The sequence below is a fragment of the Kribbella amoyensis genome, from assembly GCF_007828865.1.
In the GTDB taxonomy this organism is placed as follows: Bacteria; Actinomycetota; Actinomycetes; order Propionibacteriales; family Kribbellaceae; genus Kribbella; species Kribbella amoyensis.
This window is the reverse complement of the sequence record NZ_VIVK01000001.1, coordinates 3,284,479-3,300,674: the sequence shown is the minus strand read 5'-3', so window position 1 is coordinate 3,300,674 and position 16,196 is coordinate 3,284,479. Positions and strand designations below refer to the sequence as shown.

Annotated in this window: 18 protein-coding genes; 7 read left to right on the top strand and 11 right to left on the bottom strand. The window is 72.0% G+C overall.

From position 1 onward, the window contains the following. Positions 1-80: 80 nt before the first annotated feature. Positions 81-419, bottom strand: coding sequence for an MmcQ/YjbR family DNA-binding protein (locus tag FB561_RS15730; RefSeq protein ID WP_145807372.1), 339 nt, complete (start codon positions 417-419; stop codon positions 81-83). 185 nt (positions 420-604) lie between these two features. Here FB561_RS15730 and FB561_RS15725 point away from each other — a divergent pair, with 185 nt between their 5' ends. After that, positions 605-892: a hypothetical protein gene (locus FB561_RS15725; RefSeq protein WP_145807370.1), complete on the top strand. Its 288-nt coding sequence runs from the start codon at positions 605-607 to the stop codon at positions 890-892. 42 nt (positions 893-934) lie between these two features. Then, positions 935-1,351, top strand: a complete 417-nt coding sequence (locus FB561_RS15720) for a hypothetical protein (RefSeq protein ID WP_202880626.1) — start codon at positions 935-937, stop codon at positions 1,349-1,351. Here the strand turns inward: FB561_RS15720 and FB561_RS15715 are convergent. After that, complete coding sequence (locus FB561_RS15715) at positions 1,338-2,759, bottom strand: DHA2 family efflux MFS transporter permease subunit (protein ID WP_145807369.1); 1,422 nt, start codon at positions 2,757-2,759, stop codon at positions 1,338-1,340. The two genes, FB561_RS15720 and FB561_RS15715, sit on opposite strands and share 14 nt — an antisense overlap. A gap of 109 nt (positions 2,760-2,868) precedes the next feature. Between FB561_RS15715 and FB561_RS15710 the strand changes: the two genes are divergently transcribed. Then, a complete protein-coding gene (locus FB561_RS15710) occupies positions 2,869-3,402 on the top strand; it encodes a TetR/AcrR family transcriptional regulator (protein WP_145807367.1) in 534 nt (177 codons plus the stop codon). Here FB561_RS15710 and FB561_RS15705 read toward each other — a convergent pair. From FB561_RS15705 to FB561_RS15680, 6 genes are read right to left on the bottom strand one after another with little or no spacing between them, the layout of a single operon-like run. Then, complete coding sequence (locus FB561_RS15705; protein ID WP_145807366.1) at positions 3,399-3,950, bottom strand: hypothetical protein; 552 nt, start codon at positions 3,948-3,950, stop codon at positions 3,399-3,401. The genes FB561_RS15710 and FB561_RS15705 overlap by 4 nt on opposite strands. Next, positions 3,947-5,248, bottom strand: a complete 1,302-nt coding sequence (locus FB561_RS15700) for a DUF58 domain-containing protein (protein ID WP_145807364.1) — start codon at positions 5,246-5,248, stop codon at positions 3,947-3,949. Before FB561_RS15700 ends, FB561_RS15705 begins: the two co-directional genes overlap by 4 nt. Continuing rightward, on the bottom strand, positions 5,245-6,237 hold the full coding sequence (locus FB561_RS15695) for an AAA family ATPase (RefSeq protein WP_238334834.1): 993 nt from the start codon (positions 6,235-6,237) through the stop codon (positions 5,245-5,247). The genes FB561_RS15700 and FB561_RS15695 overlap by 4 nt, the downstream gene beginning before the upstream one ends. 6 nt (positions 6,238-6,243) lie before the next feature. Beyond that, a complete protein-coding gene (locus tag FB561_RS15690) occupies positions 6,244-6,756 on the bottom strand; it encodes a hypothetical protein (RefSeq protein WP_238334833.1) in 513 nt (170 codons plus the stop codon). Between the two features lie 32 nt (positions 6,757-6,788). Beyond that, positions 6,789-7,526 carry a DUF4129 domain-containing protein gene (locus tag FB561_RS15685; protein ID WP_145807363.1) on the bottom strand — a complete coding sequence of 246 codons (738 nt, stop codon included), beginning with the start codon at positions 7,524-7,526 and terminating at the stop codon, positions 6,789-6,791. A 21-nt stretch (positions 7,527-7,547) separates the two neighbouring features. Then, the gene (locus FB561_RS15680; protein WP_145807361.1) at positions 7,548-8,759 is read right to left on the bottom strand and encodes a GNAT family N-acetyltransferase; all 1,212 of its coding nucleotides are present in this window, start codon (positions 8,757-8,759) and stop codon (positions 7,548-7,550) included. Positions 8,760-8,970: 211 nt separating this feature from the next. Between FB561_RS15680 and FB561_RS15675 the strand changes: the two genes are divergently transcribed. After that, entirely contained in the window at positions 8,971-10,044 is a 1,074-nt protein-coding gene (locus FB561_RS15675; protein ID WP_145807360.1) for a CobW family GTP-binding protein, read from the top strand. 3 nt (positions 10,045-10,047) lie between these two features. Here FB561_RS15675 and FB561_RS15670 read toward each other — a convergent pair whose 3' ends face one another. From FB561_RS15670 to FB561_RS15660, 3 genes are all read right to left on the bottom strand, one after another. Then, a complete protein-coding gene (locus FB561_RS15670) occupies positions 10,048-10,758 on the bottom strand; it encodes a maleylpyruvate isomerase N-terminal domain-containing protein (RefSeq protein WP_145807358.1) in 711 nt (236 codons plus the stop codon). 62 nt (positions 10,759-10,820) lie between these two features. After that, a complete protein-coding gene (locus FB561_RS15665; RefSeq protein WP_145807357.1) occupies positions 10,821-11,594 on the bottom strand; it encodes an HpcH/HpaI aldolase family protein in 774 nt (257 codons plus the stop codon). A 61-nt stretch (positions 11,595-11,655) separates the two neighbouring features. Next, entirely contained in the window at positions 11,656-12,600 is a 945-nt protein-coding gene (locus FB561_RS15660; protein WP_145807355.1) for an aldo/keto reductase, read from the bottom strand. Positions 12,601-12,820: 220 nt separating this feature from the next. On the opposite strand from FB561_RS15660, the gene FB561_RS15655 reads away from it, so the two are divergent. From FB561_RS15655 to pdxA, 3 genes are read left to right on the top strand one after another with little or no spacing between them, the layout of a single operon-like run. Further along, positions 12,821-13,819 carry a DeoR/GlpR family DNA-binding transcription regulator gene (locus tag FB561_RS15655; protein WP_202880625.1) on the top strand — a complete coding sequence of 333 codons (999 nt, stop codon included), beginning with the start codon at positions 12,821-12,823 and terminating at the stop codon, positions 13,817-13,819. After that, positions 13,816-15,000: a four-carbon acid sugar kinase family protein gene (locus FB561_RS15650; protein WP_145807354.1), complete on the top strand. Its 1,185-nt coding sequence runs from the start codon at positions 13,816-13,818 to the stop codon at positions 14,998-15,000. Before FB561_RS15655 ends, FB561_RS15650 begins: the two co-directional genes overlap by 4 nt. Next, a complete protein-coding gene (gene pdxA / locus FB561_RS15645; protein WP_238334832.1) occupies positions 14,997-16,001 on the top strand; it encodes a 4-hydroxythreonine-4-phosphate dehydrogenase PdxA in 1,005 nt (334 codons plus the stop codon). The genes FB561_RS15650 and pdxA overlap by 4 nt, the downstream gene beginning before the upstream one ends. The last annotated feature ends 195 nt before the right edge of the window (positions 16,002-16,196 follow it).

Here is a 16,196-nt window from a genome sequence, read left to right as displayed (position 1 = left end):
CGCCCGACACTACCCCCGGGACCGCTGTCGGCGCGTCAGGAAATCCACAGCTGCCCACGACACCCGCGAACCTGCTCGGATCAGGGCCGATCCGGGGCGGTCAGGTGCCCCGGCGCCGCCTGCCGCCAGGAGTCCAGGACGATGTCGTACAGCTCGTCGGTGTCCTCCAGCTCGGCCAGCCGGGCCCGGACCCAGGCCGACGGCGCCTCGTGCGGCGGGACCCAGAACTTGGCCGGCTCGGCGGCGATCAGCTCGTCGCGCTCCAGCTTGGGGCAGCGGACCGCGAACGAGGTCTGGTCGTCCGGGATCGTCAGGAACATCCGCCCGGCCACGTCGAAGGTCGGATGGCGCCAGCGTTCCTTCTCCACGGCCTCCGGCAAGGACAACGCGATCCGGCGTACGTCGTCGGCGTCGAGCACGGCGTTCCTACCTCTCCCCCTGACAGCGGACCCCCATCCTGCACCAAGCCCCGGACAGCCGGCGAAGTACGGGCGGAGTACGGGCAGAACGGTGCGGGTCGCCGTCGGTTAAAATCCTTGCCGTAGGCATCTGAATTCTTCCCGACACGCCAGCTGGGACGAGCCGGCCCGAGGAGGAGGAACCGATGACCGCGACGGACCGCTGGGCGGATCGTGGCGATCCCGCCCTGGCCCGTCGCCTGGCCCTGATGTGGGGACTCTTCGCGCTGGTGGCCTGGCTCGGCGCTGGTCTGACCGCCGCGGCGTGGTGGGTCGCCCAGGCCGGCGAGTACCAGGAGAACTACCGCGGATTCAACGCAGGCGACAGCTTCCCCTGGATCGCCGTCGCGCTGCTCGTCGTCGCCGGTCTCGGCTGTGTCCCCGTCGCAATCCGCCAGTACGCTCGCGCCCGCCGCCTGGCCCAGGCTCGCTGAGGGCAGCGTGCGATCCACTTCCGCAGCAAGCAAGGTGACACAGTGTTCAAACGGATCCGGCACGCGGCGACGATGGTCGCCGCGGTACTCCTGCTGCCCTTCACCCTGGCGGGCTGCTCAGGGAAGGCCGCAGACTGCGAGAAGGCCTTCCCCGCGGCAGCGCTGTCGGTCGACGGCGTGGTCTCCGCGTCCTGGGACTGCAGCTTCCAGTTCGGCGGCGGTTGGCAGCGGGGCGACGTGGTACTCGAGGCGTCCACCAAGGCCGAGGCGATGCGGGTGATGGAGAACGTCCTGAAGGCCTACGCCGCGTCTCCCGATCTCAAGGACGAGTGGCACACCCCGGAGAAGTACACGGTCCAGAACAGCTCGATCGAGGTCTGGGCGAACTCTCTCGACGCCTTCAACGGCGCCCCGCAGATCCGGGACATCCGAGCGCACTACGGCATCACCCCCGGCTGATCCCGCGCGGGCGACCGGGCAACAGCAGGGCGACGAACGCCCCGACCGCGACGACCGAGGCGCCGACCCAGACGGCCGGGACCAGCCCGTCGACGTACCGGGCCGGGTTCTCGTAGGAGCCGGCCGACGCGAAGACCGAGGCGAGCACGGCGACGCCCATCGCCACGCCGATCTCGCGGATCGTGTTGTTGGTCCCGGAGGCGACGCCCCGGTCGGACTCGGCGGCGCTCGCCATCACCACGCTGGCGGCCGGCGCGAACGTCAGGCCCATCCCGATCCCGGCCAGCACGAACGGCGCGACCAGCGAGCCGTACTCGACGTCGACCGTGGTCACCAGGGCGATCCAGGCCAGCGCGATCGCCAGCAGGGCCTGACCGGTACCGATCAGGGCGCGGGCGCCGACCCGGTCGACGACGAGCCCGGCCAGCGGGGCGACCACCATCGGCGCCATCGTCCACGGCAGCGTGCGGATCCCGGACTCCAGCGGCGTGTACCCCTGGACCACCTGGAAGTACTGCGCCAGCAGGAACACCGCGCCGAAGACGCCGACCGAGAAGGTGAACGAGGTCAGGTTGACCACGCTGAACGCCCGCGACGAGAACAGCCGCAGCGGCAGCATCGGGGTCGCCGTCCGGCTCTCCCAGACCACGAACCCGATCAGCAGCAGCACCCCGGCGACCAGCGAGCCGAGGACCGGGCCAGAGGTCCAGCCGTCGTCGGCCCCGTGAATGACGCCCCAGACGATGCTCAGCACGCTCACCGCGGACAGCACCAGGCCGACCAGGTCCAGCTTGCGCGCACCGCCCCGTGACTCGGTCAGCACCCGCGCGGCGAACGGCAGCGCGAGCACGCCGATCGGCACGTTCAGCCAGAAGATCCACTGCCAGTTCAGGCCGTCGACGACCGCGCCGCCCACGACCGGGCCGACCGCGACGCCGAGTCCGGAGATGCCGCCCCAGATCCCGATCGCGGCGCTGCGCTGCTTCTCGGGCACGGCCGCGGACAGCAGGGTCAGCGACAACGGCATGACGGCCGCGGCACCGACCCCCTGGACCGCGCGGGCGGTGATCAGCATCCACGGCTCGGTGGCCAACGCACAGGCGGCCGAGGCGAGGGTGAACAGCGCGATCCCGGCCAGGAAGATCCGCCGCCGGCCGAGCCGGTCACCGATCGCCGAGGCGGTCAGCAGCAACGCGGCGAAGGCGAGGGTGTACGCGTTGACGAACCATTGCAGGTCGGTCAACGAGGCGCCCAGCTCGGCCTTGATCACCGGCAGCGCGTTGGTCACGACCAGGTTGTCGAGCGTGACCATGAACATCGGAATCCCCACCACGGCCAGCACCGTGCCAAGCGAACGCCGGGCTCCCGGCACGGCGACCGGGCCGGGTTCGAGGGCGGTCGAAGTCATCGTGTTCCCCTCCGTCGGGCAAGTTTGTTGTTATCGACTGATAACTAGGCTCGGGTTCAAAGTATGCATCGACTGATAACATGTCAAGGCAGCACCGAGAGGAGACCCGATGACGAGAACCAGGTTGACGGCGGCCGAGCGCGGCGAGGAGGTCCTGCGGGCGGCGGTCCAGGCCTTCGGCGCGTCCGGGTACGCGGGCACGAAGACCGACGAGATCGCCCGCCTGGCCGGGGTGTCCCAGCCGTACGTGATCCGGCTGTTCGGGACCAAGCAGCAGCTGTTCCTGGCCACCGTCGAGCGGGTCTGCGAGCGGATCGGGGACGCGTTCCGGGCCGCGGCCGCGGAGCGCGCCGACCTGGAGAGCTTGGGCGACGCGTACAACCGGCTGATGACCGAGCGCGAACTGCTGGTCGTCCTGCTGCACGGGTTCGCGGCCAGCGCGGAGCCTGCGATCGGCGAGCTGGTCCGGGCCCGGTTCGGCGAGATCTACCGCCTGGTCCGCGACCTCACCGGCGCCTCCCCCGAAGAGGCCCGCGAGTTCCTCGCCACCGGCATGCTGCTCACCGTGATGGCCGCGATGCAGGTGGCCGGCCCGAACGCGATCGAGTGCGCCTGGTCGACCGACCTGCTCGAAAGCCTCTAGTCGCGGCCGCTCAACGTCTGGCCGGCCGCGAACCAGATCGCGACCGTCGCGGCGGCCAGCGCGGCCACGGTCACCAGCAACGAGCCGGGGACGTCGGCCCCGCGGACCAGCGCCGCACCGATCCCGACCACCGGCGCGAGCCCGATCGCGATACTTGCTGGGAGCAACCATCTTCGCAGGGCGCCACGGCCGACCCGGCCGAAGGAGGGGATCTGGCCGGCGAACGCGCTCGCGAGGTGCACCGCGACCAGCGCGATCGCGGTGACCACCACCCCGACCCCGATATCGGCGGGCGCCCGGATGACCCAGCCACCCGCCACGACCACCAGGAACGCGAGTGCCGCCGCGGAGTCCGGAAGCACCACACAGGCCACCAGCAAGGGGATACCGAGGACCGGTACGAGGTCGAGCTCGTCCCACGGCTGGATCGCCGGGACCAGCAGGGCGATCGCGCCGGCGACCGCGATGACGGTGCGCGCCAGCAACGACGCCTGGCCCGAGGCGCGCAGCTCGGCCAGCCAGCGGGAGATCCGGTCGGCGACGGTCATGACCGCATCCTCGGGGCGGCGGACACGCGCGCGGCGTCCCGCAGGACCTCGTCCAGGGTGCCCGCACCCCGCCAGCGCACGGTCGGTACGCCGAGGTCGCCGAGCCGGTCGAGTTCGCGGCGGCGTTCGAGCAGCCGCAGTCGCCAGGCCAGCGGCCACGCCTTCGCGTCGTGCTCGTTCAGGTCGATGACGTCGGCAACGTCCTCGGGCAACGTGTCCACCGCGATCACGGTGCAGCCGGAGTGGACCAGCGTGACGATGTAGCCGAGCATCGACTGCCGCAGCAACGGGCTCAACGCGAGGACCAGGCTGTCCGGCCGGATCCGGTGCCGTCGTGCCAGCTGCAGCTCGTCCTGCTGCCGTCCCTTGCGATCCGCGTGCACCAGGACGTCGAGGATCCGGCGCAGGTGAGACCGTCCGCTCCCGGTCCGTACGCCGCGAACCGCGGTGCCCGTGTCGACCAGGCGGACCCTGTCCCCGTGCCGCAGGTAGTGCTCCGCGATCGACGCTGCCGCACGGACCGCGGTGTCCAGGCTGCTGGAGCGACCGTCGATGCCCTCGCTGATCCCGACCTCTTGGCCGGTGTCGAGCAGGATCACCACCTCGGTGTCCCGGTCGGACCAGGTGGACGTGACGTGCAGTTCGCGGGTCCGGGCGGACACGGACCAGTTGATCCGGCGCAGACGGTCCCCGGTACGGAACGGGCGGACTCCGGCGATCTCCGTACCCTCCCCCGGTCGCCGGGACCGGTGCAGCCCGACCAGGCCGGCGGGTCGCGGTACGGCGTCGACGGCTTCGAACCCCTCGCGCAACGGCAGCGTGGTCACCGACAACGCGGCCGCGGACGGGATCGGGACGCGGTACGCACCGAGGACGGACGTGGCGATCACCTGGGGGCGTTCGAGCGGCCGTAGCCCCCAGCGCTCGGAGCGGACGCCCACCTCCAACGCGAGCTCGTCGGTCGTCGCGGGCACCGCGATCGCGGCCTGCGGTGGGTCGTAGCGGAACCACCTCGCCCGCGGCAGTGCGGCGACGACCAGGTCGATGTCCGGATCCGGGGTCCCGGTGACCTTGACCCGGTACGTGGTCGCCTGGCCCTCGAAGAGCACGTCAGCGTCCAGTTCGGTCCGGACCTCGGGCTGCTCGCGGGGCCGGAAGAAGCGGCCCCAGCCGGCGAGCAGGGCCAGCGGGAGTCCGAGGACGGCGGCGTCGGGGCGGCGGGCCAGGACAGCGATCACCAGCAGTCCGGCGGCCACGACGACCGCCCGGAGCTGCGCGTGCGTCGGCCGCCAGCTCACTGCCGGGCGCCTACGACGGTCGGCGGGGCCGGGACGGATCCGAGCACCGCGCGGACCACGGTCGCTCCGGTGACCTCGTGCAGCCACAGCTCCGGGCGCACGGTGATCCGGTGCGCCAGCGCGGCGATCGCGACCGCCTTCACGTCCTCGGGGACGACGTAGTCGCGGCCCTGGATCACGGCGTACGCGCGGGCGGTCAGCAGCAACGCCAGCGAACCACGCGGCGACGCACCGACGAGGACCTGCGAGTCCCGCCGGGTCGCGGCGGCCAGCTCCACGCAGTACCGACCGACGGTGTCGTCCACGGTGACGGTCTCGATCACGCGCTGCGCGGACCGCAAGCCGGCCGCGTCGGTCACCGCCTCGACCACCTGGTCCTCCTGGCGGCGGCCCATCCGGCGGCGGAGTACCTCCCACTCCTCGTCGGCGCTCGGGTACCCGAAGCCGATGCGGAGCATGAACCGGTCGAGCTGGGCCTCCGGCAACGGGTACGTGCCTTCGTACTCGACCGGGTTCGCGGTCGCGAGTACATGGAACGGCGCGGGCAGCGGGAACGTCTGGCCCTCGACCGTGACCTGGTGCTCCTGCATCGACTCGAGCAGCGCGGCCTGGGTCTTCGGCGGGGTCCGGTTGATCTCGTCGGCGAGCAGCAGGCCGGTGAAGATCGGGCCCGGCCGGAAGACGAACTCGGACTCCTTCTGGTCGTAGACGAAGGCGCCGGTGACGTCGGACGGCAGCAGATCCGGGGTGAACTGGACCCGGCGGAACTCCAGCCCGAGCGCCTGCGCGAACGACCGTGCGGCCAGCGTCTTGGCCAGGCCCGGGTAGTCCTCCAGCAGCACGTGGCCACCGGCCAGGATGCCGGCCAGCACCAGTTCGAGCGCCTCGGCCTTGCCGACCACGGCCTCGCCGACCCGGTCCAGCACCTGCCGGCTCAGCGCCGACACGTCGGGCAGGTCGAGCTCCACGCCTGGTTGCCGATCAGTCACGGTTCCTCACAGCTTCTCGATGGTCTGGACAGCCTGCTCGATCTCGGCGAAGGACGCCGTCTGCTTCTCGGCCCCGGCGATCAACGTCCACACCTGGTCCCCCACGAGCGCCCGGGCGCGCTCCGGATCCACCGCCGGGTCGATGCCGTGCCGGTGCACGAGCCGGTCGGTGGTGAGCTCCAGCAGCAACGGCCGGATCCGGCGGACGAACGTCAGCGAGCCTTCACCCGCCCGGCGTTCCCGGTCGGCCTCCTGGATCCAGGTGGCCAGGAACTGGGTCCGGTTGTCGCTGGTGCGGCCGGTGAGGGCAGCGATCCGCTCGTCGTACCTTGTCGGCCAGGACGTCTCCTGCAACTGCGGGAACAGCAGCCGGATCGCCACCGCGGCGAAGGCGATCGCGAGCGCCATCGCGACGAACCAGAGCGGCCGCGGGCTGGTCCCGGCGAGCCCGAACCCGGCGATCAGCAGCAGGCTGCCGAGCACGGCGACCCCCAGGTACTGGAGCAGGACGCGGTTCACCGACGGCACCTTGCGCCACACCGACGGCCCGCTCACTCGGCGTCACCCGAAGCCCGCACGGGGGTTGTGGTCGAGGCCGCGGTGAGCTCGTCGCGAAGGCGGAGCAGGGCCGCGCGGGCCTCGGTCCGGGCCTGTTCGGACGAGCCGTGGGTCGAGTACCGCGCTTCCCGGTAGAGCTGGGCGAGGCGGACCAGTTGGGGCTCGGAGATCCCGCCGACGCCGAGCACGCGGACGGTGAACTCGGCCGGGGTCTCCGAGGCCTGGCGGGACACCCCGGCCGACGCGGCCGCGTCCTCCAACGCCACCCAGCACGCGATCACCGCGTCGGTCGCCGTACCGGAGTCCACCGAGGCCAGGCCGGATTCGACCGCCTCGGTGAGCCGGTCGATCTTCACCCGGTCCCAGTCCGTGTCGTCGCTCTCGGCCTCGGGCAGCCGCACCTTGCGGAGCATCCGGTACAGGGCCCGGACCAGGAACAGCACGAGCAACGTCGCCGCGGCGTACACGAGTGCCTGCCAGAGTGCCTTCAGCCACTCAGGCATCTCGATCGCCTTCACCTCACCGGGTGGCGGCGCCTCCCCCGGCGTCGGGATGTTGACCGAGACGGTCGCGTTGTCGGTCGGGACCGCACGTGGCGACGGGGAGAGGGTGCTCTCGCTGACCGGCTGCACGCTGCCGCCGGCCGAGGCGAGCACCACCAACACCACCGCGGCCACCCCCAGTACAAGCACAGCAACTACAGCCAGGGCACCGCGGCGGCTCGGTTGCATCCCGGAAGACTAACTGGTCAATCAGAAACCGGTGTCCAGCCAGGGGAGGCGCTTTCCGAGGAAGGCCTGCGAGGTCGCCGCCAACGCGCCGCTGGTGCGCTCCTCGACCAGGCCGGCCGCGCCGAGCCGCTGCAGGGACGGCTTGCCGAGATAGACGGCGCCCAGTTCGCGGACGTCGAGCAGCAGGTCGGGATCGCGGTCGGTCTTCTCACAGGTCGCCCCGGACGGTCCGCCGGCGAGGTGCCAGTTGCCCGCGTTCCAGGGCAGGAAGTCGTCGGCCACACCGAGCACCACGTCCACCTCCTGCGCATACGTCCGGCCGGCCAGCGCCTTGCCGAGGTCTGCGAGCCGGAGCCACACCCCGTCGTACGTGGTCGGCTTCGGCGCCCGCGGGTCGACCAGCAACGACAGCAGCGGATCGTCGGACGGCAGCTGCCCGTACGTCGTTTCGCTGAGCAGGTCCTGGTCGAGCAGGAACCGCCAGAGCGCGACGTGCGAGGCGAGGTCGTCGGCATGGACCCGGGTGACGTCGACGAAGGCCTTGGTGGTCCGCTTGGTCCGGTAGTGCGCGTACCCGGTGACCTCGCCGTCGACCGAGGCGAGCACGCACCGCAGCGGCGACGCGCCGTCGGTGTCGGTGAGCACGTTCTCCCCGGTGACGTACTCCTGCCAGCGTTCGTCGTGATGGAACATGCCGACCCGCTCGGCGGCGTGCTCGTTGTGGATCCGGCTGGTGATCGCGCGCGACTCGACCGGATCGGCGAACCGGATCCGGACGTCGTCGGCCCCGGCCACCGGGCGCAACGCGCGGGACGCTCGCGGCACGGTGAGGTGGACCTGGTCGGAGCCGAGGCCGTACCCGAACCGGCCGTAGATCACCGGCTCGCTCGCGGTCAGCGCGGCGACCGGCTCGACCCCGGTCTCGTACAGGTCGGTCAGCTGCGCCCGCATCAGGTCACGCAGGATGCCGCGCCGGGTATGGGTCGGGCTGACGCAGACCATGCTCACGCCCGCGACCGGCAGCTGCCCCCCAGGCACCGCCATCCGCAGCGAGAACGCGGTCGTGTGCCCGGTCAGCTCCTTGTCCTCGCGCCCGACGAAGCTGCGCTCCGGCTCCGTGACCTTCCGCTCGGCCTCCAGCTGCGCCTCGCTCCAAGGCTGCGCGAACCCCAGGTTCAGCAGCCGCACCAGCTCGTCCCACTCGCCCTCGAACCGCCCGATCCCGTTCGTCATGTCCCTTACCTACCAGACCGCGCGGACAACCGCGCCCGAGTTTTCGGTGGGCTCGCCGCAGGAATGCTCGCCGAGTCTCGCGCGGACGGCGTGATCGGACTAACACTCACCCTCGGGACATCCGCCGGAGCCCGGATTTCCCCGGCCTGGCGGGAAAATCGGGCCTTCGAGGGTCTAGACTCGATGAAAACCGTTTTCATATACTGGGGTCATGGCCGCCCAACGGAAGACGCCGCTGACCTTGCTCACCGGGCTCTCGACGACGCTCCGCCAACCGGTCCTGGAGACGATGGCCGATGCCACCACCGTGGTCGTCGGCGTGGACCAGGACGAGTTGCCGGTGCGCGGCGTCCTGACCTGGCGGGTGGCCGACGCCTCCGGGCCGATCGACGCCGGCGAATTCACGGTCGGCGACGACTGCGGTGCCTGCCAGCTGATCGAGTCGCTCGTCCCGTTGCTGGAGACGCTGGTAGCGCGCGGCCACTGGGACCACATCGTCCTCGCGGCGCCGCCCGCGATGGAGGCCCGTCCGTTGGTGAGCGCGCTGGTGGCGTCGATGCCGGAGCTCACCGTGGACACGGTCACCTGTGTGGTCGACGCGGTACTGCTGGTCGAGCAGTTGTCCGGCGACGAGTTGCTGGACGAGCGCGGCCTCGCCCTCGGTCCGCCCGACCGGCGCAACGTCGCCGAGCTGACCGCGCGACAGATCGAGTACGCCGATGTCTGTGTGCTCGCGAATCCCCATCGCAGCGCGGTTCCCGAGCGCCTGCACAACCTGCTGCTCCACCTGAACCCGCGCACCACTGTCGTCGACGCGGACCCGGCCGGCGTACCGACGGGGCGGGTCGCGCGGACCGGGTTGTTCGACCACGCGGCGGCCGAGGCGTGGGCGGGTGAGCTGGCCGCGGAGGACCGGTTGCAGCCAAGCGGTGACGGCGTCACCACGGTGCTGTGGCGTTCGACCAGGCCGTTGCATCCGGCCCGGTTGAACGAGGCGCTCGAGGACATCGTCGACGGCGTGGTCCGCAGCCGCGGTGTGGTGTGGCTGGCGAACAGGCCCACGCAGCGGGTGCGGTGGGAGTCGGCCGGCTTCAGCGCCTCACTGGGCCGGCTGGGCGAGTGGTCCGACACGGAGCACCTCGCCGAGTGCACGGTGGTCGCGACCGGCGTCGGCCTCGATCCGGCGCGCCTGCAGGCGGTACTGGACGCGTGCCTGCTGACCGAGGCCGAGTTGGCCACGCTGGACTGGCAGTCGCTCGAGGACCCGTTCGCCGGTGTGCTGTAGCGGCTAGCCGAGCAGGGGCAGCCGGGCGGCGTGCGGGCCGAGCATGTCGAAGTCGTCCTCGTCGAGCGGGATCCGGCCGGTCGCCTTCAGGACGTACGTGGTGGTGTCCCAGCCGATCACGTCCCACGCGTCCGGACCGAACAACCCGTCCAGCGTCCGCGCGGTCACCTGCAACGCCTCCGGATCCGGCTCGGGGGCGTCGGGCAACTCCAGCGTCAGGTCCAGGTGGTGCACGGTCGCCTCGAGGATCAACGTCGCCACGAAGTCCGGTACCGGGAGCACGTGGCCCTGGGTCGAGACCCGTTTCCCCTTGTCCACCAGGGCGTACGCCGCGGCGCGGACCGCGGCCTCGGACAGCTCCCGCCAGTGCCGGACCAGCCCGTCGGACGGCCGCGAGTACGCCGAGGCGATCACCTGGACGAACGACGTGTCCGGTTCGGCCCGACGACCGGGCCGGGCCGGGAAGTCCCGCCAGTAGCTGACGAAGTCCCGGTCCGGCGCCTCGGTCGACGGCGACGCGAACGCGGTGAGCGCGCGCTCCGCGTCGTACAGCAGGTGCACGAGCAACGGCCCGACCGCCATCCCGGGGCACCGGGTCCGGCGAGCGAAGTCGTCGTCCGGCAGGCCCTGGACGACCTCGGTCACCCGCCCGTACTCGCGGCCCAGCGTTGTGGCCAGCCACAACGGCAGCGCGCCTCGCTCGGGAGCCCTCATGGTCCGAGCCTAGTGCCCCGCGTCGGAGCACTTGTCCCCGGATCCGGCCCGGACCAAGCCTTTCAGGAGCGGGCGATCTCCAGGTGGCCGGCGGCCGCGGCCTCCAGGTGGTTGAGGTCGCCGGCCACGGTCGCGAAGGTGTACCCCTCGGCCAGCCGGCGCTGCGCGGTCTCGCCGTCGGGGGTGTGGATACCGGCCGCGATCCCGGCGTCGGCCGCGGTCTTGGCGATCAGCTGGACCGCGGCGGCGAACGGCTCCGCCACGTCCGGGTCACCCGGGTACCGGCCACCGACGGCCAGGCAGAGGTCGGACGGCCCGACGTACACACCGTCCAGGCCCGGCGTCGCGCAGATCTCGGCCACGTTGGCCAGGCCCTGGGTGGTCTCGATCATCGCCAGTACCACGGTCGCGGCACCGGCCTCCTCCGGCTTCGGCCCGATCCGCAGCGACGAGCGCATCGGCCCGTACGAGCGCACGCCGACCGGTGGGTACCGGCACGCTTCCACCGCCCGCCTGGCATCCTCGGCGGAGTTGATCAGCGGGACGATGACGCCGCTCGCGCCCGCGTCCAGGGCGCGGCCGATCGGGGTCACGTCGTTCGCCTCGACCCGGGCCAGCCCGACCGCGCCGTCGCCGAGCGCGCCGCCGGCGTCGATCGCGAGCAGCCCGTTCACCAGGCCCTGGTAGCCGATCAGGCCGTGCTGCATGTCGAGGACGACGTAGTCGTACCCGATCCGGGCGATCCGTTCGGTCGCGGGCGGCGCGTCGAGCACCATCCAGTACCCGACCAGCGTCTGCCGGGCGCGGAGCCGGTCAGCGAAGTCCTTCGAGCTCACAGCATCTCCTTCAGCGGTTGCCTTTGCGGTCACCTTCGGCGGTTGCCTCCAGCGGTTGCCTCTAGCGGTTGTACGACGGCATCGGGCCGCGGAGCCGGTCACCGATCGCCGCGCAGGACCTGACGGCCTCCGGCGACAACGGCCCGGCCCGCAACGCCGCGGCGTTCTGGGTCAGGTGATCCGGCCGGGAAGCCCCGACGAGTACGGCGTCGACACCAGGTTGGTGCCCGACCCAGCGCAGCGCCAGCTCGGCGAGTCCGATCCCCTCGGCCCGGGCGACCTCGGTCAGTTCGTCCACGACCGCGAAGAGGTCCGCGTTCCAGTACCGGTCGCGGTACATCCCGGCGACCCGCGAGTCACCGAACCGGCCGTGCTCGGGCTGTTCGGTGAACTGGTGCCGGCCGGTCAGCAGGCCACCGCCCAACGGGTTGTAGACGATCGTCCGCAGTCCCGTCGTCAGCGCGGACTCGATGTACTCCTCTTCGACGCGACGGGCGAGCAGGTTGTACAGCTGCTGGGCGACCACCGGCTCGGGCGCACCGGCCGCCGCGGCGTACCGGCGGGCCTCACCGATCTGCCAGGCGGCGAAGTTGGAGACACCCCACGACCGGATCGCGCCCTCCTTCACCAGTTCGGCGAGGGTGGCGGCGGTCTCCTCGAACGGCGTCGCGCGGTCCGGCTGGTGCAGGTAGAAGAGGTCGACGTGATCCGTGCGGAGGCGGCGCAGACTGGCCTCCAGGCATCGGCGGATCCCGGTCCGGGACAGCGGGGCGTTGTCGCCCGCGTCCGGATGCGGGATGCCGGCCTTGGTCGCCAGCGTCACCTGATCACGGCGGCCCTGCAGCAGCTCGCCGAGAAGGGTCTCGGAGGTCCCACCGGCGTACCCGTTGGCGGTGTCGATCGCGGTGATGCCGAGGTCGAGCGCGGTGTCGAGCAGGACCGCGACGCCGTCGGCGTCGACCGTGTCGCCGAAGGTCATCGTGCCCAGGACGAGCTCAGTACTCATCGGGCCACCTGCTTAGTTGCGCGAAACGCGCAGTTTGCGATCAGGGTGCCAGTTGGTGCCGTTGGCCTTGATTTACGCGTGCACGCTGGGCGGAGTCGTGCCACAGCAGCCTCCTGAGGTCGCTTGGATCGCGCTTTCCACGCAAGCCTAGCAGCGTTTTCCGCGCAAGTCGCTGGTACGCTGAGCCCCGGTGGCGCCGACCGAGAGGAGCCGCACCGGCATGGCGACGACCGACACCAGGGATGTGGACAACCTCCCGCCAGGCACCGACCCGGCCACGGACGCACCCGCGGACGCGACCACGCCGGCGGGGGCGACCACGCCGGCGGGGGCAGACGCTGCCGGCACGGGTGCGCAGGCGGGAGCCGGCACGGATGCGCAGACAGGAGCCGGCGTGGAGCCGGGTGCGCGAGGCGGAGCCGGCATGGACGGGGATCGGCCGTTGCGGTCGCGGGAGCGGCGGGAGGAGATCTTACGGGTCGCGACCGATCGGGGTCCGGCCAGTGTCGAGCAGTTGGCCCAGCGGTTCGGGGTGACCGCTTCGACGATCCGCCGTGACCTGGCCCGGCTCAGCGAGAGCGGCCGGCTGGCGCGGACGTACGGCGGCGCGATCGCGGTACCGGGCGGCCCCGAGTTGTCGTTGCCGCAGCGCGACTCACAGGCCCACGACGCGAAGCTCGCCATCGCCCGCTGGGCCGCGACCCGGATCGAACCAGGCAGCTCGATCCTGCTGGACGCCGGGACGACGGTCGCCCTGCTCGCCCGCGAACTCCCCACCGACGCCGGCCTGACCGTGACCACGACAAGCCTGCCCGTCCTCGGCAACCTGCACGCCCGCGACGACGTCACGACGTACTGCCTCGGCGGCCGGCTGCGCACGCTCAGCGATGCCTTCGTCGGACCGCTGACCGAGGCGGCACTGGAGCGACTGAGCTTCGACACGGTGTTCCTCGGCGCGGACGGCGTGACCAGCGACGGCGGACTCTGCGAGGCCGAGCCGGACCAGACCCGCCTGAAGGAACTGATGGCCCGGCGGGCCCGCGCGGTCTACGTCCTCGTGCACGCCGCGAAGCTGAACCACCGCCCGTTCCACTCGTGGGCCAGACTGGCCGGACCCTGGACGCTGGTCACCGACGCCGACGCACCGGCCGAGGTGGTCGAGGAGTTCCGCGCGGCCGGGCGCGACCTGGTGATCGTCTCGCGCGAGGGGTCCGGATGACCGGTCTGCGCGTGCACGCCGACGATCTGTCCGGCGCCGCCGAGGTCGCCGCGTTGCTAGGGGCAACGGCTTTGCGGTTGTCGGGGCCGGGGCCGCGCGGCGACGGGCTGACGGTTCTCGATCTGGACACCCGGGTGCTTCCGGAGGCTGCTGCGGAGGCGCGGGCGCGGGAAGCTCTGACGGTCGACGGCGAGGTGTTCCTGACCAAGATCGATTCGCTGCTGCGGGGCAACGTCGCGGCGCATGTACGGGCGCTCGACCCGGCGCGTCACCCGGTCGTGTTCGCGCCGGCGCTGCCCGCGGCCGGTCGTACGGTCGCCGACGGGGTCGCCCTCGTCAACGGCCGGCCTTTGTCCGCCTTACCTGCTTGGGCTTCCGGGCCTGCGCCCGCGTCCATCGCCGATGCCTTGGGCAACCTTCCGGTCCGCCTGGCCGGTCCCACCACCGTCACCCGCGACGTGGTCGAGCCCGGCGCCGTCACCGTCTACGACACCGCGACCGACGAAGACCTCGACCACCTGATCGAGGCGACCTGGGACATCCCGGGCATCCGCTACGTAGGCGCCGGCGGCCTGGCCGCCGCACTCGCCCGCCACCGCACAACCACCCAACCCGAAAGCACGCGCCCCGGAGGCGCCAGCCGATCAGCCGGCGCCGAGCCGGCTCACCAGTCGGCGGATGAGGCGCCGCGGCCGGTGCTGTTTGTTGTCGGTACCACCGAGCCCACCGCGCTCGACCAACTCGACCAGCTCGCCTCGAGCGTCGACACCACCCACGTCACCATCCCCACCGACGACCTCGCCCCCACGCCGTACGTCGATGCCGTCGCCGCGAGCCTTCGCGCGCGCCGCGGTACGACGCTGCGGGTGACCGGATCGGGCGTCGCCGGGGACACGGTCGCCGCGACGCTCGCCGCCGTCACCGCCGAGGTGGTTGCTTCAGGCATCGAACAGCCCGACCTCGTACTCACCGGCGGCCACACCGCGCGGGTCGTGCTCGACGCGCTCGGGATCAGCCGCCTCACTGTCCTCGGCGAGGTCCACCACGGCGCCGTCCTGCTGGCCGCACCCGACGGCCGCCGGATCGTCACCCGGCCCGGCAGCTTCGGCGACCGAACCTCGTTCGCCGCGATCCATGCCGCTCTCCGCTCACCCCTGTCCCGGAAGGTCCCCGCATCGTGACCAGTACGAACCAGTTGCCGTTGATCGCCGTCACCATGGGCGACGGAGCCGGCGTCGGCCCCGAGGTCTGCGTCGGCGCCCTGCTGTCCGACGAGGTGGCCGCTCTGTGCCGGCCGGTCGTGATCGGCGACGCCGCGCGACTCCGGCAGGCCGCGACCGTCCTCGGCGCCGAGGCCGACGTCGTCCCGGTCGAGCGGATCGCCGACGCGCGGTTCGAGCCCGGCCGGATCAACGTGATCGACCTCGCCCTGTTGCCGGCCGACCTGCCGTGGGGTGAGGTGAGCGCGATCGCGGGCGACGCGGCGTACCAATACATCCGGGTCGCGGCCGAGCTCGCCCAGCAAGGTGAGGTGGCGGCGATCTGCACGGCGCCGCTGAACAAGGAGGCGCTGCACGCGGGCGGCCACATCTACCCCGGGCACACGGAACTGCTCGCGGACCTGACCGGGACCGAGGAGGTGTCGATGATGCTGTCGACGCCGAAGCTGCGGGTGATCCACGTGACCACGCACATCGGCCTGATCGACGCGGTCGCGAAGATCGAGCCCGGCCTGGTCGAACGCACCATCCGCCGCGGCCACACCGCCATGCTCGGCGCGGGCATCACGGCGCCCCGGATCGGCGTCTGCGCGATCAACCCGCACGCCGGTGAGGGCGGCCTGTTCGGGTACGGCGAGGAGGCCGAGAAGATCGAGCCGGCCCTGACCGCGGTCCGCGCCGACGGCATCGACGCCCGCGGCCCGCTCCCGGCCGACACCGCCTTCTTCCTGGCCGGCCGCGGCGACTACGACCTGATCGTCGCGATGTACCACGACCAGGGCCACGGCCCGGTCAAGGTCCTCGGCATCGAGACCGGCGTCAACATCACCGTCGGCCTCCCGGTCATCCGCACCTCGGTCGACCACGGCACCGCCTTCGACATCGCCGGCACCGGCAAAGTAGCCATCGCCAGCATGATCGAAGCCCTCCACCAAGCCGCCGACCTGGCCCACACCCCCTAACCCCGCCCACCACCGCACGCCCACCTCCCGCACGCCGCCTCCCGCACCCCCCTGCTCCTCCCGCACGTCCCGCCCTCCCGCACGCCCGCTCCTCCGCGCGCCCTGGCCCCCGCCCGCCCTGGCCTCCGCGCGCCTGCTCCTCCGCGCGCCCTGGCCTCCGCGCGCCCTGGCCTCCGCGCGCCTGCTCCTCCGCGC